Annotated in this window: 12 protein-coding genes; 6 read left to right on the top strand and 6 right to left on the bottom strand. The window is 44.6% G+C overall.

Features of this window, described 5'->3' with window-relative positions; genetic code table 11:
* Positions 1-85: 85 nt before the first annotated feature.
* The 5 genes from R7Z77_RS07250 (at position 86) to R7Z77_RS07230 (ending at position 5,812) form a co-directional block, all read left to right on the top strand.
* Complete coding sequence (locus tag R7Z77_RS07250; RefSeq protein ID WP_053307081.1) at positions 86-1,210, top strand: glycosyltransferase; 1,125 nt, start codon at positions 86-88, stop codon at positions 1,208-1,210.
* Positions 1,207-2,640: a GumC family protein gene (locus tag R7Z77_RS07245; protein WP_005377649.1), complete on the top strand. Its 1,434-nt coding sequence runs from the start codon at positions 1,207-1,209 to the stop codon at positions 2,638-2,640. The genes R7Z77_RS07250 and R7Z77_RS07245 overlap by 4 nt, the downstream gene beginning before the upstream one ends.
* 221 nt (positions 2,641-2,861) lie before the next feature.
* Positions 2,862-3,980: a glycosyltransferase gene (locus R7Z77_RS07240; RefSeq protein ID WP_213967696.1), complete on the top strand. Its 1,119-nt coding sequence runs from the start codon at positions 2,862-2,864 to the stop codon at positions 3,978-3,980.
* The gene (locus R7Z77_RS07235) at positions 3,973-5,163 is read left to right on the top strand and encodes a glycosyltransferase family 2 protein (protein WP_047102240.1); all 1,191 of its coding nucleotides are present in this window, start codon (positions 3,973-3,975) and stop codon (positions 5,161-5,163) included. The genes R7Z77_RS07240 and R7Z77_RS07235 overlap by 8 nt, the downstream gene beginning before the upstream one ends.
* Before the next feature lie 10 nt (positions 5,164-5,173).
* Positions 5,174-5,812: a sugar transferase gene (locus R7Z77_RS07230; protein WP_005377654.1), complete on the top strand. Its 639-nt coding sequence runs from the start codon at positions 5,174-5,176 to the stop codon at positions 5,810-5,812.
* A 19-nt stretch (positions 5,813-5,831) separates the two neighbouring features.
* Here the strand turns inward: R7Z77_RS07230 and R7Z77_RS07225 are convergent, their stop codons facing one another.
* From R7Z77_RS07225 to hrpA, 5 genes are all read right to left on the bottom strand, one after another.
* Positions 5,832-6,221, bottom strand: coding sequence for an AAA family ATPase (locus R7Z77_RS07225; protein WP_053303090.1), 390 nt, complete (start codon positions 6,219-6,221; stop codon positions 5,832-5,834).
* Positions 6,222-6,347: 126 nt separating this feature from the next.
* Positions 6,348-7,928 (bottom strand): BCCT family transporter, encoded by a 1,581-nt coding sequence (locus R7Z77_RS07220; RefSeq protein ID WP_005377659.1) that lies wholly within the window; start codon positions 7,926-7,928, stop codon positions 6,348-6,350.
* Positions 7,929-8,290: 362 nt separating this feature from the next.
* Positions 8,291-8,806, bottom strand: coding sequence for an outer membrane beta-barrel protein (locus R7Z77_RS07215; RefSeq protein WP_005377661.1), 516 nt, complete (start codon positions 8,804-8,806; stop codon positions 8,291-8,293).
* A gap of 199 nt (positions 8,807-9,005) precedes the next feature.
* On the bottom strand, positions 9,006-9,485 hold the full coding sequence (locus tag R7Z77_RS07210; protein WP_021033871.1) for an outer membrane beta-barrel protein: 480 nt from the start codon (positions 9,483-9,485) through the stop codon (positions 9,006-9,008).
* A 182-nt stretch (positions 9,486-9,667) separates the two neighbouring features.
* Positions 9,668-13,654 (bottom strand): ATP-dependent RNA helicase HrpA, encoded by a 3,987-nt coding sequence (gene hrpA / locus R7Z77_RS07205; protein WP_318136628.1) that lies wholly within the window; start codon positions 13,652-13,654, stop codon positions 9,668-9,670.
* Positions 13,655-13,839: 185 nt separating this feature from the next.
* Between hrpA and R7Z77_RS07200 the strand changes: the two genes are divergently transcribed.
* Complete coding sequence (locus R7Z77_RS07200; protein ID WP_025766683.1) at positions 13,840-14,424, top strand: FMN-dependent NADH-azoreductase; 585 nt, start codon at positions 13,840-13,842, stop codon at positions 14,422-14,424.
* Positions 14,425-14,518: 94 nt separating this feature from the next.
* Here the strand turns inward: R7Z77_RS07200 and R7Z77_RS07195 are convergent, their stop codons facing one another.
* Positions 14,519-14,893 (bottom strand): hypothetical protein, encoded by a 375-nt coding sequence (locus R7Z77_RS07195; RefSeq protein WP_025766684.1) that lies wholly within the window; start codon positions 14,891-14,893, stop codon positions 14,519-14,521.
* Positions 14,894-14,919: the final 26 nt, after the last annotated feature.

Raw genomic sequence — 14,919 nt, 5'->3', positions numbered from 1 at the left:
TGTTTTAAAATGGCTAATTCCTTGGCACGCATTGTGATTACTCACTTAATTAGTAATCAAATAACCAAGACTCAAGGAGAGCCACATGACAGACATCGTAGTATTTGGAGAAGATTTTGGTGGGTTACCCTCTTCCACTCAGCATATTGTCAAGCAACTAGCAGCGAACCATCGAATCCTTTGGGTGAACTCCATTGGCCTTCGTCAACCTAAGCTGGATTCTAAAGACATACAGCGTGCGTTAAACAAACTCACTCGTGTATTTCATAACGTAGGCTCACACAAGCCAACATTGGACTCTGAAACAAACCCAAACATTCACATCATCAACTTGCTCACCATTCCTGCCCCTAGTTCTGCATTAGCAAGAAAAGTGGCCGCTAAGATGATGAAACACCAACTCAATAAACAATTACAAGCTCTTGGTTTTGATAAGCCTGTATTTTGGACGTCGCTCCCGACTGCTGCCGATCTTTGTGCAGAAATGAACCCACGTGGACTGATTTACTATTGTGGCGATGACTTTAGCGCTTTAGCTGGTGTTGACCACGACACGGTGGCCAAGCACGAACGTACTCTTGTTAATGCGGCCAGCGTTATCTTTACGGCAAGCGAAACACTCTCCACCAAATTTCCATCTGGTAAAACCGTCACTTTGCCTCACGGTGTCGACTTTAGTCTGTTTTCTGAGCCAGCACCTAAGGCTGAAGATTTTCCTAATAATGGTCGCAAAGTGCTGGGCTTTTATGGCAGTTTGTCTGAATGGTTAGACTACGACTTAATTGCCCAAGTCGCAGACCAAGCGCCTGACTGGGATCTCGTGTTCATCGGCCCTAACGAGTTCAGTGACAATCCGCTACCTCAAAGAAGTAACGTTTACTATCTCGGCCCAAGAGCTCATCACACTTTGCCAAGCTACTCTCAACACTGGGACGCAAGCTGGTTGCCCTTTGTTAATAACGCTCAAATCAAAGCGTGTAACCCCCTCAAGCTTCTTGAGTATTTGGCAACGGGAACCCCCGTTATTAGCACGTCGTTTCCTGCATTAATGCCGTACAAGCATATGCTCCATGTAGTTCAAAATTTAGAAGACGTATGTGCCAGTCTCGATCACTTGATCCCACCCCCAGCAAACTCAAAGCAATACGTTCAACAGCAAAGCTGGGAAGCAAGAGCCAACCAAGTTGAGAAATTAGTGAGGACGCTATGAACGATTTGAGAGAGAACCTTAGTGTATTACTACATGGCGCTTGGCGACGTCGTTACATGATCGTTATCCCTATGCTTGTCTTGCCGGTGCTGGGTTTCATCGTAAGTAAGCTGGTTCCGACGACTTATGTTGCTCACACCAGCATGCTTATTCAAGAGACAGCGAAAATGAACCCGTTCCTTCAAGACCTTGCCGTCTCAACAATGCTTAAAGACCGATTGAGCGCACTCAGTACTCTGCTAAAAAGCCGACACGTTTTGTATTCTGTCGCAAAAGAACAATCGCTGATCAATGACGAGATGAGTGCAAAAGAGCAAGAGTTCATCATAAAAGATCTTGCGTCGCGCCTGTCTGTTCAGCCACTCGGTAAAGACTTCATTCAAATTCAATTGCAAAGTGGTAAATCAGAAGGAATGGAGTCGATGCTGCTCTCTGTCAGAGAGCATTTTGTCGAACAGCTTTTGGCTCCTGAGCGTTCTTCGATTAAAGATTCGAGTCATTTTTTGACTATCCATATCAACAAACGCAGGGAAGAACTAGACAAGGCTGAACAAGCTTTTGCAGAGTATAAAAATACTTACTCAGACGCGACGCCCGAAATGCAAGCTCAAAGCCTTACTCGCCTTGCTAGCCTCAAACAAACGCTAGCCGAAAAGGAGGCGGAGCTTGCTGGTGTTTCACGAAGTCTAGGCAGTTTGGATCAACAACTATCCAAAACGAACCCGGTTATCGGTAAACTGGAAGAGCAAATCATCGACATTCGTAGTGAACTTACCCTGCTTCGCGCTAAATACACAGAGGCGCATAGTTTGGTGCAAGGTAAGTTGCGAGAATTAAACCGGTTGGAGCAGGAACGCTCGGTACTCTTGAACTCTAAACAACCAGAACTAAACAGTGCTCAACTATGGGATATCGCGAGCAATACCACAGTAAACAGTCTTGGCGAAGCACAGCCTCTACTTGTCTCCCAACTACATCAATTACAAATGATGCGCGGACGTTTTGAAGCACTTACGGAAGAAACCAACAGCTTGCGAGATATGATCCAAGAATTAGAGCGAAATGCGCACCAATTTGGGAGCACAGCAACAGAAATCAACCGCTTAGCTCGTGACGTCGCAGTGAAGAGAGAAATGTATGATGAACTCGTCGAACGCTATGAGATGGCCCAACTAACGGGTTCTTTGGGAGAGTTTGAAGAGAATAAGCGCGTAAAAATCATTGATGAACCGTTCACGCCAACGATTCCAACTAACTTACCTAGTTTTGTATTTGTCATTTTAGGATTTATTGGTGGCGCTGGTTTAGGCATTGGATTAGCGACGATACTTGAGTTAGCCGATAACTCTATCCGCTCAAAAAGAGCATTAGAAAAACACCTTGGTGTTCCTGTCATCACCACTTTACCTAACGTAGTGTACGGAAACTAACCGCCATAAGAACTCATTTACAAGCTCTCGGTCGGCGAGTGCTTTTCTTTTACTACTGCCTTATACAGCCTCATAGCATGTCCACTAATATGAATCTCAAATTGAGAATAAACATAGAACCTCACACGAACTGAAGCTAACTTATTGTTTTTAAATGCTTAATTTCTTGGCACGTTGTCTGCAATTCCTAAATAAACAAAGAACTCAACGAGGGTTTGAAAATGGAAGTCAGACAAAAGCACAATAACACTAAGCACAGCAAAAAAGTGATATTACACGTCGTGCAGCACTTAGCTCCTGGCGGCTTAGAAACGCTCGTACTAGAAATGCTTCGTTTTGCGCAGCCAAACCATTCCGTTTTTGTCGTAAGTTTAGAGGGAAGCAAAGCGCAAGCACTGCAATGCTGGCAAAAACTATTGCCCTACCAAGGCCAACTGCACTTTCTTAATAAAAGACCTGGATTCAGCGGGAAGACCATCGCTACACTGACTTCAATGATAAAAAGAATGCGACCAGACGTGGTCCACACTCACCATATCGGACCACTCTTATATGGTGGGATTGCGGCACGTTTAGCGCACGTACCTGTAGTTATTCATACCGAACACGACGCATGGCACCTTAATAACAAAAAATCAGCTCGACTGCAGTCCCTACTGCTAAAAATGATTCGTCCACATGTGGTTGCCGATGCGAACTTTGTCGCCGAACAAATCCAGACAAAACTGAATTACCGCAAAGTCTGCACCATTCACAATGGAATCGATTGCCAGAAGTTTAAAAGCGGTGACCAAACGGCAACAAGACACTTGTTTGAACTTCCAACCGACAAAATCGTGATTGGCGTTGCCGGGCGTCTAGAAGCAGTTAAAGGCCATAAAGTGCTTATCGAAGCCTTCTCTCATCTTACGCCAAACACACACCTAGCAATAGCCGGTGATGGTTCTCAGCGAACTCAATTGGAAGCACAAGTTAGAACGTTAAAACTTGAAGATCGAGTAACCTTTTTAGGTTTGGTGGACGATATGCCCAGCTTTTACCAAAGCCTAGACTTGTTTTGCTTACCATCACTTCAAGAGGGCTTTCCTCTCTCAACCCTCGAGGCTCAAGCATGTGACATTCCTTGCGTCGCGACGGATGTTGGCGGCGTGAAAGAGACGCTCTGTCCGAACAACAGCACACTGGTTGAAGCAAATCGCGTGTTTTTGTTGGCCGAAGCGTTATCACAACAACTGGAATCATCACACCATTCTCCTCGAACTTTTATTCTCAAACACTTTGATATCAGAGACATGGTGAGTCGCTACTCACGTTTGGCCAAGGAGACTAGCTATGAATGATTTACTTTGGATTATAGGGTTTGGTTTATCCGCATTTTTGATTGTCTATCATCACGTTGGGTACCCACTGCTCCTTAAATGGCTTCCTTTAAAACAGCAAGACGAAACCAAAGCACCATTTGTAGAGCGAGCTTACAAAGCCTCCAAAGCAGATAACCAGCTACCCTCTATTACTGTCATCGTGCCCGCCTACAATGAAGAACAATGGATAGCAGAGAAGATCCGTAACCTTGCGAGCCTAGATTACCCGAGGGATAAATTAAGGGTAGTGATCGCATGTGATGGCTGCACAGATAACACAGCCGAGATTGCTCAAGCGACAATTCAAGAAGCAATCTGCTCTGATACTCTGTTCATTATTAATGATCACCAAGTCAATCGTGGTAAAGTTGCCCTACTCAACGAAGAAATGCGTCATGTTAGCTCGGACATTACCGCACTGAGTGACACGTCGGCATTGATTTCTTGCGATTCTCTGTTGCTAGCTAGTCAGCATTATCAAAATGAGAACGTTGGAGTGGTTAACGCAACATATCAAATAATGAGCACTGATAACCAAGGTGAAGCGGCGTATTGGCAATACCAGTCTCGAGTAAAGCACCAAGAATCCTTGTTAGGTTCAACGATTGGTTCCCACGGTGCGTTTTACACTTTCAGAACTCACTTATTTGAACCACTGGAAGTCAGCACCATTAATGACGACTTTATTCTCCCTATGAGAATCGTTTTGCGAGGCTATAGCGCTATTTACGAGCCAAACATGCTGGCTCTTGAGCTCGAACAAAGCTCAGACGACGCAGATTTCAAACGACGCCTAAGAATTTCAGCGGGTAACATGCAGCAGCTCATGCAATTAAAGAAATTACTGCTACCTCGTTATCGTGGCACTGCCTTTGCTTTTCTATCGGGAAAGGTTCTGCGCTTAGCAACACCCTATTTGATGATTGTTTGCTTTATTTGCTCACTACTACTGGCACACAATCCGCTGTTTCAAGTAATGCTGTTCGCACAAGTTGGTATTTATAGCATCGCGCTTATCACTTACTTGATGCCAGCACTTAACACAATTAAACCTTTTAAGCTGATTAGTTACATCGTCATTGGTCATCTCGCCAACTTTATCGGCGGTATGAAATATTTACTCGGAATGGAAAATGGACGTTGGAAACGCGTCAACCAATAAGGAAAGCATCATGAAAAACTCACGCTACGATTCAAATGTATGCCACGCGAAAAGAACGTTTGATGTACTGGTTGCAATGCTTATTTTGGTCGTCACTGCACCACTTTTCCCATTTATCGCGCTAGCGATCAAAACCACATCGAAAGGCCCTGTGATTTATCGCCAATTGCGAGTAGGACGCTGCACACCAGAAAAAATGGATCTTTTTCAAATCATGAAGTTTCGCACCATGTATATTGATGCAGAGCAACGCTCTGGCGCAGTATGGGCAACTGAAAATGATCCCCGCATCACGCCAGTAGGACGCTTTTTACGCAAAACACGTTTAGATGAACTACCTCAACTGTTTAATGTGTTGAGAGGTGAAATGTCGATGATTGGGCCGCGCCCAGAACGCCCAGCTTTCTACCAGAAATTGGAAGATGAAATCCCCTATTTTGTAGAGCGCACATATGGCGTGTTACCAGGTATCACAGGCTTAGCTCAGGTTAACCAAGGCTATGATGCATGCATTGAGGATGTAAGACGCAAAGTTGGGTTTGACCACAGTTACGCACTAAGCTTAGGTTCGTTTTACTCTTGGATTTCAATGGACCTTTCAATCATGAGCAAAACATTCGTTGTGATGATTGACGGACGAGGTCAATAACTTCCGGTTCTGGTAACGGTCACTCTTGCCACTGGCGGCGCATCTTTTCTATCGTCGCTGGTGGCACATCATGAATGCTTTGATACGCTCCGTGGCACACTTTAATTTCCACCTCGATGCGCTTCTTCATGCAGTAGTCCATGTAACGCTTCATCTCCCAATGTCGAACAAACGTATTGCTCACAATCACAACTTTCCCTCTGTTCAACCACTTTCTAGTTTGCTGAAAACACCACTCATGCGCTTGAGGTAATTGAACTGGTTCAAAGTGATAATCACCTTCATCATTTTCAAAATACATGTCAGCTTCAAAATGCTTAGCACCAAGATCTATTGCCAATTGTTTTGCTAAGGTTGTTTTACCTGAACCCGGAAGTCCACGAATAAGAATGAGTTTAGCCAGTGACATAATACAGTTTAATGAGGTGGGAATAAGCCTAAACTGTAACGAAATTATTGGAAAAGAAAAGTAGAAATAAAAAATGCCGAGCACATTAGGCTCGGCATTTAAACTCAATCATGGATCGTGTTGTATTTATTTGTAAGCTGGCAGTTCTGTTCTTAACCCTTTCACCAAACTTACGCACATCAACAGCAGAACAAAAGTAAACGGTAACCCTGTTGCAACAACGCCTGATTGCAATGCTTGCAAGGCTTCTTTACCACCAACCCACAGCATTACGGCTGCAATTGCGCCTTCAATACACGCCCAGAAAATGCGTTGCGGTACTGGTGCATCAATCTTACCACCGGCGGTAATACTATCGATAACCAGCGAGCCAGAGTCTGACGATGTAATAAAGAATACCAGAATCAGCACGATAGAAAGCATTGAAATCACTGAGCTATACGGAAGCGCATCGTAAACATGGAACAGAGTCAATGAAATATCAGTTAGGCCATTTGCACCTAGCTCACCAACTTTATTCACCACTTGGTCAAGCGCGATACCACCAAACACAGACATCCAAATCAAAGTAACAACTGTAGGAATAACGATGACTGCGAATAAGAATTCTCGAACCGTACGACCTTTAGACACACGCGCGATAAACATACCAACAAACGGTGACCAAGATACCCACCAAGCCCAGTAGAATACCGTCCAGCCGTGCATCCAAGTTTCATCTTCACGACCGTGAGGGTTACTCAATGGAATAATATTTTCAATGTAAGCCATTGTTGTGTCGCGTAGCGAGCTCCACGCCGTATCAAACGTGATGAAGGTAATGAAAATAAGCAGCGCAAACGCAACCACCATATTGACGTTACTCAGTAGCTTAACACCACCATCAATACCACGAATCACTGATAGCACCGCGATAAAGGTAACGAAGGTGATCACAATCATTTGTGTACCAATGCCGCCTTCTAGACCAAAGACATGGTTAATACCACTGGTCGCCTGCTGAGCACCTAGACCTAGCGACGTTGCAAGACCAAATAGCGTCGACAAAACGGCAAGGATATCAATAACGTGACCTAACCAACCCCATGCACGGTCACCAAAAATTGGATAGAACGCCGCGCGCAATGAAAGTGGTAAACCTTTGTTAAAGGCAAAAAACGCTAATGCTAGTGCAACGAGTGCGTAAATACTCCAACCATGTACACCCCAGTGGAACATAGTGGCACCCATCGCGAGGGATTTTGCTTCTTCGGTGTATGGTACTGCGTTAAGTGGCATTCCCCACCAATCAGTGAAATACGCGGTCGGCTCAGCCACACTCCAGAACAGAAGACCAATACCCATACCCGCGGCGAAAAGCATCGACAACCAAGAAACGGTTGAGTGATCCGGCGTTGCTTCTTTGCCTCCTAAGCGGATTTTACCTAGCGGAGAAAAAAGAAGAGCAACGGCGAACAATAAGAAGAAGTTTGTCGACCACATAAAGAACGCATCAAACTGTTCGATAATTCCGTTTTTTAGACCGTTTAATACGTCACGAGCAGTGGTTGGCTCAACAAGAAGAAGTGAAATCAGGCAGAAAACAACGAGCCCCGCACTAATGCCAAAAACCGGGTTATGTATATCGAATCCCCACTTTTGAACGTTATCCTGTCCAACCTGATAATCGGTTGTATCAATACTATATTTTTTAAATGCATTATCCATAAATACAAATTTAACGTGAATTTGAAACGCCCCTCAGGTGAGAAGAACTCCAATACCGCCCTCCATTAATTTGAACTCTAAAGTTTTAAAGCGGGACGAATTTTAGCAGCAATCACATATTTTTGCAAAAAGTCGTGATTTATTGCATTTTAAGCTCAATTCAAGACAGATGAAGGGGAAATAATATCAACACAAAAATTATGAGGTCTAACGATTGATTTTGTCGTAGGTTGTAGACTAGAAAAGACACAAGAAATACTTAAGTTCATAGCCAGTCACTGCGCAAATAGAGAAGACCTGCGCTGATTTGGTTTCACAATTAACGACGAAACCAAATCAGCAAACCTTTCATCCAGCGAGCGTTATAAGAAATGGAAGGTGATGTTCCCTGTTACGCTGCTAACGGTATCGCTATCGCCTTCAATATCCACGCCAAACGCTTGATAACTCGCGCCCACAGACACATTGTCAAGCAAGAAGTATTCGGCACCAACACCATACATATAAGAGACGCCATCATCTTTGTCTAAGTTTCTCAGTCCGCCGTCATAATCAACGTTGAATGCATTGATGCCGCCTTTTGCGTAAACGTGTAACGGGCCGAAGTCGATACTAGGTTTCGCCGCTAAATAGAATGAATCAAAATCAGCACTACCCCTGCTGCCACTCAAAGATAAATCCACTTTGCCGTGGTTAAAGTAGCCTGCTTCAATGCCAATGAATGGCAAAATACCAGTACCGACATGAATACCATAAGTTGTATCATTTTCGCTGTCGATATCGGACTGACCAATTTGACCACCAGCGTAAATCCAAGAGTCAGCCATTGCTGACGTTGAGCACAACGTTAGAGCGAATAACGAGAGTGTTTTTTTCATACTATCCCTTCCTGATCGATTCCTAAGCGAAACATTACGCAAATATGCGCATTTAATCGCCACTATATATTGGAAAGCATAGGCATTTTAAGACTCTAAAAGTGAATAATTTATGTTCAACTTTTGTTTTGTGACTTCCAGACAAAAAAACACCGACATAAAGCCGGTGTGTTTCATATGGTGTTAGAAAGCTTGACGCTTATAGGAAATGTAGTGTTGCGTTAACAGAGAACGTGCTGATATCGTCTTTACCAGCAGTGTAGTTCATGTAGCTAGCACCAACGGACATTGGGCCAAAAATGAAGTACTCAGCACCCACACCGTACATTAGGTCCAAATCGTCATCGTCTTTGCCGCCTTTCACTTTTTTGTCCCACTGATGGAAACCACCTTTTGCGTACACGTGTAACGGACCGAAGTCGATGCTTGGCTTAAGTGCTGCGTAGTAAGAAGTTAGCTTAGTGTCTTGACCATTTACGTTGAACTCACCGTGTTGTGTTACACCAGCTTCAACACCAATGATAGGTAGAATGCCTGTACCAACGTGAACAGAGTATGATGTGTCCGTCTCACCTTTGTAGTCAGACTGACCTACTGTTGCACCACCGTAAATCCAAGAATCCGCCATTGCCGCAGAAGATGCGCCAAGTAGCGCCACTGCTAATAGAGTTTTTTTCATCATCTACCTTTACTCTTTATTATTCCCACGTCTGCATAACTCAGTCGTTGGTACTACAAATAAAGGGAGGCGAACTATTGCCTCCCAGAACTAAAAAATAATGCTTATTGAGTTACTAGCAATTAGTGTACCAGCAACTTCTTAAGCGATAATTACAAATCTGACACTATTTTACTGGTTGATTAGCAAGCATCAATCGCGTTTTTGACTCGTTTATCAGAAACAGGATAAGGAGTGCCTAATTGTTGAGCAAAGTAACTCACGCGAAGCTCTTCAATCATCCAACGCACTTCTTTTACATTTTCAGGAATGGCCACACCTTTCGGGATCTTGTTCAGCAACTCTTTATAGTCTTGAGTCACAGATTCAATCTTCAGCATATGTAAACGATCTTTGTTTGGATCGATTGGCAACTTCTCCATACGACGCTCTATCGCGCGCATGTAGCGAAGAATATCCGGCAAGCGTTTCCAGCCACATTCCGTTGCAAAGCCTTTGAAGATCAAGCCTTCAATTTGTGCTTTGATATCGGACAGAGCAAACGCCATTGTGAAGTCGATCTTGCCTTTTAGCTTCTTATTGATGCTAAACGCCGTGGTCAGAATAGTCTCAACCTGTTGAGCGATCTCTACAACGGTGTCACCCAATTCAGCACGAACGTGTTCTTTCAACGCTTCGAACTTCTCTGGCTCCCAAACTAAACCACCCTGCTCTTCAATAAGCTTATCGACACCACAGGCAATGCAGTCATCTATCAGATCAAGCACTTTGCCGTATGGATTAAAGTACAGACCCAGCTTCGATTTGTTCGGTAAGTTGGCGTGCAAATATTTAATTGGCGATGGTACGTTCAATAAAATTAAGCGACGCTGACCAGCACGCATTGCCGTTATCTGCTCGTACTCCGTTTCGTAGAGTTTGATTTCAACGCTGTCTTTGGTATCAACAAGCGCCGGATACGCTTTTACATCGTAGCCGCCACGTTTTTGTTGATACACTTTCGGCAATTCGCCAAAACTCCACGTATGCAGACCTTGCTGTTCGATATCGTCATCCGCAACTTTGGAAAGCGTTTCTTGAACTTTGTCTTTCAAACTTTCTTTCAGTTCATGAAGGTCTTTGTTTTCCTTCAGTTTACGATTTCGGTGATCAACCGCACGAAACGTGACTTTCAAGTGCTCAGGTACTTGTTCCAAGTTCCAGTCTTCACGCAACACTTCTACGCCCGTCATGCGTCGCAACTCTTTCTCCAATGAATCTAACAGCGGCGCTTCCATTGGCGTAACGCGCGCTAAGAATGCATCGGCATAGTTCGGCGCAGGCACAAAGTTCTTACGAATTGTCTTTGGCAACGATTTAATCAAGCTAACCACAAGCTCATGGCGTAAACCTGGGATCTGCCAGTCAAAGCCCGCTGGTTCAACTTGGTTTAAAATCGGCAACGGCAAATGCACTGTGACACCGTCACTATCATCGCCTGGTTCAAATTGGTAACTCAATTTGAGCTTCAAACCATTTTGATGCCAGAAGTTCGGGTAATCCAAATCGGTCACATGGCTAGCATCACCCTTGAACAGCATCTCTTTTTCAAAGTTCAGCAGTTCCGGATTTTCTTTAGATGCCTTTTTCCACCACGTATCGAAATGCTTACCAGACACCACTTCGGTGCCAACGCGTTGATCATAGAAATCAAACAGCTCATCATCATCCACCAAGATGTCACGACGACGAGATTTATGCTCAAGCTCTTCCACTTCTTGCAGAAGCTTACGGTTTTGCTTAAAGAACGCGTGTTTGGTTTCCCATTCACCCTCAACCAATGCACTACGAATGAAGATTTCGCGACTTACGGTCGAATCGATACTGCCGTAGTTGACCAAGCGTTTCGATACAATTGGTACGCCGTAAAGCATGACTTTCTCGTGCGCCATCACCGCCGCACGTTTCTTCGACCAATGTGGTTCGCTGTAACTGCGTTTAATAAGGTGTTTAGCTAACGGCTCAATCCATTCTGGTTGAATCTTTGCGATGATACGGCCCCAAAGTTTCGAGGTTTCCACCAACTCGGCTGACATTATCCACTTAGGTTGTTTCTTAAATAGACCCGATGCAGGGAAGATATGGAAACGAGCATTGCGCGCGCCTTGATATTCATTCTTTTCTTGGTCTTTCATACCGATGTGCGACAGCAAACCAACCAAGATCGCACTGTGTACACCATGGTAAGAAGCAGGCTCATCGTTAAGTTTGAATTCCATTTCACGCATCGACTGATGAATTTGGAAGTAAACGTCTTGCCACTCGCGAACGCGCAAGTAGTTCAAATAGTCTTGCTTACACTGTTTGCGGAACTGATTGCTAGACAGGGCTTTTTGCTGCTTTTGGATGTATTCCCACAAATTCACAAATGTCAGGAAGTCCGATTCTTCATGGAAGAAACGACGATGCTTATCGTCTGACGATTGTTGTTTATCTGAAGGACGTTCGCGTGGATCTTGAATCGACAAGGCCGCTGCGATGATCATCACTTCTTTAAGCGCACCATATTTTGGCGCTTCCAATACCATACGCGCCAAGCGCGGATCGATTGGCAAACGCGCTAATTGGCGACCAATGGAAGTCAGGCGTTTTTTCGGGTCTTTTACCTCAGAGTTAATAGCACCAAGCTCTTCCAGCAAACGCACGCCGTCTTGGATGTTACGTTTATCCGGTGCTTCCACAAACGGAAACGCTTGAATATCACCCAAACCAAGTGCCGTCATTTGCAAGATAACCGACGCTAGATTGGTACGCAGGATTTCAGGATCAGTAAACTCTGGGCGTGACTCAAAATCTTCCTCTGAGTACAGACGAATACAGATACCCTCTTCCACACGACCACAACGACCTTTACGCTGGTTCGCACTCGCCTGAGAAACTGGCTCGATTGGAAGACGCTGAACCTTAGTACGGTAACTGTATCGACTGATACGCGCCGTACCCGGGTCGATAACGTACTTAATGCCCGGAACAGTTAGCGAGGTTTCTGCCACGTTGGTTGCCAGTACAATTCGGCGACCAGTGTGAGGTTGGAAAATCTTATTCTGCTCACCTGCCGACAAACGCGCGTAAAGCGGCACAATTTCCGTGCTCTTCAGATTACGTTTGGACAATGCATCTGCGGTATCACGGATTTCACGTTCACCGTTCATGAAAATCAGGATGTCACCTAAACCTTCATCGCACAGTTCATCTACCGCTTCGAAGATGCCTTCAAGCTGGTCACGATCATTGTCGTCATCACCGCTTAGTGGGCGGTAACGTGTTTCTACTGGGTAAGTACGACCCGATACTTCAATGATTGGTGCATTGTTGAAGTGTTTTGAAAAAAGCTCAGGGTCGATGGTTGCCGACGTGATGATCACTTTCAAGTCAGGACGACGTGGTAGCAACTCTTTCAAGTAACCCAAGATGAAATCGATGTTCAGGCTGCGCTCGTGCGCTTCATCGATAATGATGGTGTCGTATTGATTCAAGAAACGGTCATGCTGAATTTCAGCCAACAAGATACCGTCCGTCATCAATTTGATTTGGGTATTTTCAGAGATCTGATCGTTGAATCGAACCTTGTAACCAACAAACTCACCAAGCTTGGTTTCCATCTCTTCGGCAATACGGTTAGCAACCGAACGCGCTGCAAGACGACGAGGCTGAGTATGACCAATCAGACCAAATTTACCGCGACCAAGCTCAGCACAGATTTTTGGTAGCTGAGTGGTTTTACCAGAACCAGTTTCACCCGCGACGATAACCACTTGGTTTTCTTCGATCGCTTTCGCAATATCGTCGCGTTTTTGGCTTACAGGCAGGATTTCTGGGTATTCAATCGTTGGTTTGTAGTTGCTGCGCTGCTCTGCAACCATCATGGATTTGGCGATGTCTAATGCGATTTCGTCGAACACAGCATTACGCGCTGCGTCCTTCTTAATTTTGCTTGCACCAGAAATACGTTTACTCAAGCGGAAACGGTCGCGCATCATGCACTGATTCAGCGCTTTACGCAGAGATGCCGCGCTATTCACTTGAGCCTGAGGTGTTTGAGCTTGTTTCGCTGTCGCTTTTTGCGCACCATTTGACGGTGTCGCTTGCTCTTCAGCTAGATTCTTTTTTGGGGGCTGTGACGAAGTCAAAGCGTTTCCTATTCTTTTCATTACAAAAACTGCGCGGATTGTATCACACAAGATCTGTAACAAGATAACCGAAAGCTCATTCAATTTTTTCGAACATGTTCAGCGAATCGCTAGGCTTTTGAACTCACTTACGTTGCTTATAATGGCTCCCATAGTCGAAAGCACTTATTTAAGGAATAACCATTATGTCTCGTGTACTAGCTCTAAAATCAAGCATCCTTGGCGATTACTCTCAATCAAACAAATTGGTTGAAGACTTCATCAAAAATGTAGACCAAGACAAGCTTACTGTTCGTGATTTGGCTGCAAACCCGCTACCTGTTTTGGACTTCGCCGTTGCGACTGCACTGCGCGCTACGGAAGATCTTTCACAAGAACAGCAAGCGGTGGTCGACTTGTCTGACACCCTTATTGAAGAAGTAAAGGCCGCAGACACTTTGGTTATTGCCGCTCCAATGTACAACTTTACCATCCCGACTCAGCTTAAAAACTGGATTGATTTGATTGCTCGTGCAGGCGTGACATTCAAATACACAGAAAACGGCGTTCAAGGTTTGATTGAAGGTAAAAAGGCGATTGTAATAACGACTCGTGGTGGTATTCATAAAGATTCACCAACTGACAACGTTACGCCATACCTACGCACTGTGCTGGGTTTTGTAGGAATCACTGATGTGGAATTTGTTTACGCAGAAGCGCTAAACATGGGTGAAGATGCGGCTGCAAAAGGCATTTCAGAAGCGCAAAGCCAACTTGCAACAATGGCGTAAGTTAGAATAAACCAGAATACAAAAGGGATCGGTTCGCGCCAATCCCTTTTTGGATCCTGATGCCTTGATCGTATTTATAGGGTCTCTTACATCGTCAAAAACGATTCACTTTCTCCAAGTTGCGTATTGCATCGAGGTAGACTTTTTCTAAAGACCGCTCAGCTTCGCTTATCATATTCTCGATCATCGCATTAAACGCGGCATCGCTACGGATTTCTATATTGTCTCCCGCCTTAACGTCAAGGGAGTTGACGTACAACACCAACCATTCATCGCCCTCCAAGTGCCCTTCTCCGTGAATGGCAAAAAAGCGTTTGGCAAATTCAGCGTTGGTACAATTTATCGCTTCAATTTGAAGATTGAATGAGGAGTCGATACTCATGGTGCTTATGCCATCCGATTCATCAGATGCATCACAAACAGCCTTAACTCTGGCACGATATACGAAATTTCTCGTTGAAAGCAGCATAGTATTATTCATCATCACTCATAATG

The sequence above is a fragment of the Vibrio sp. 1401 genome (assembly GCF_033340295.1).
The sequence above is the reverse complement of the archived record's forward strand: the minus strand, read 5'-3'. Positions and strand labels throughout refer to the sequence as shown.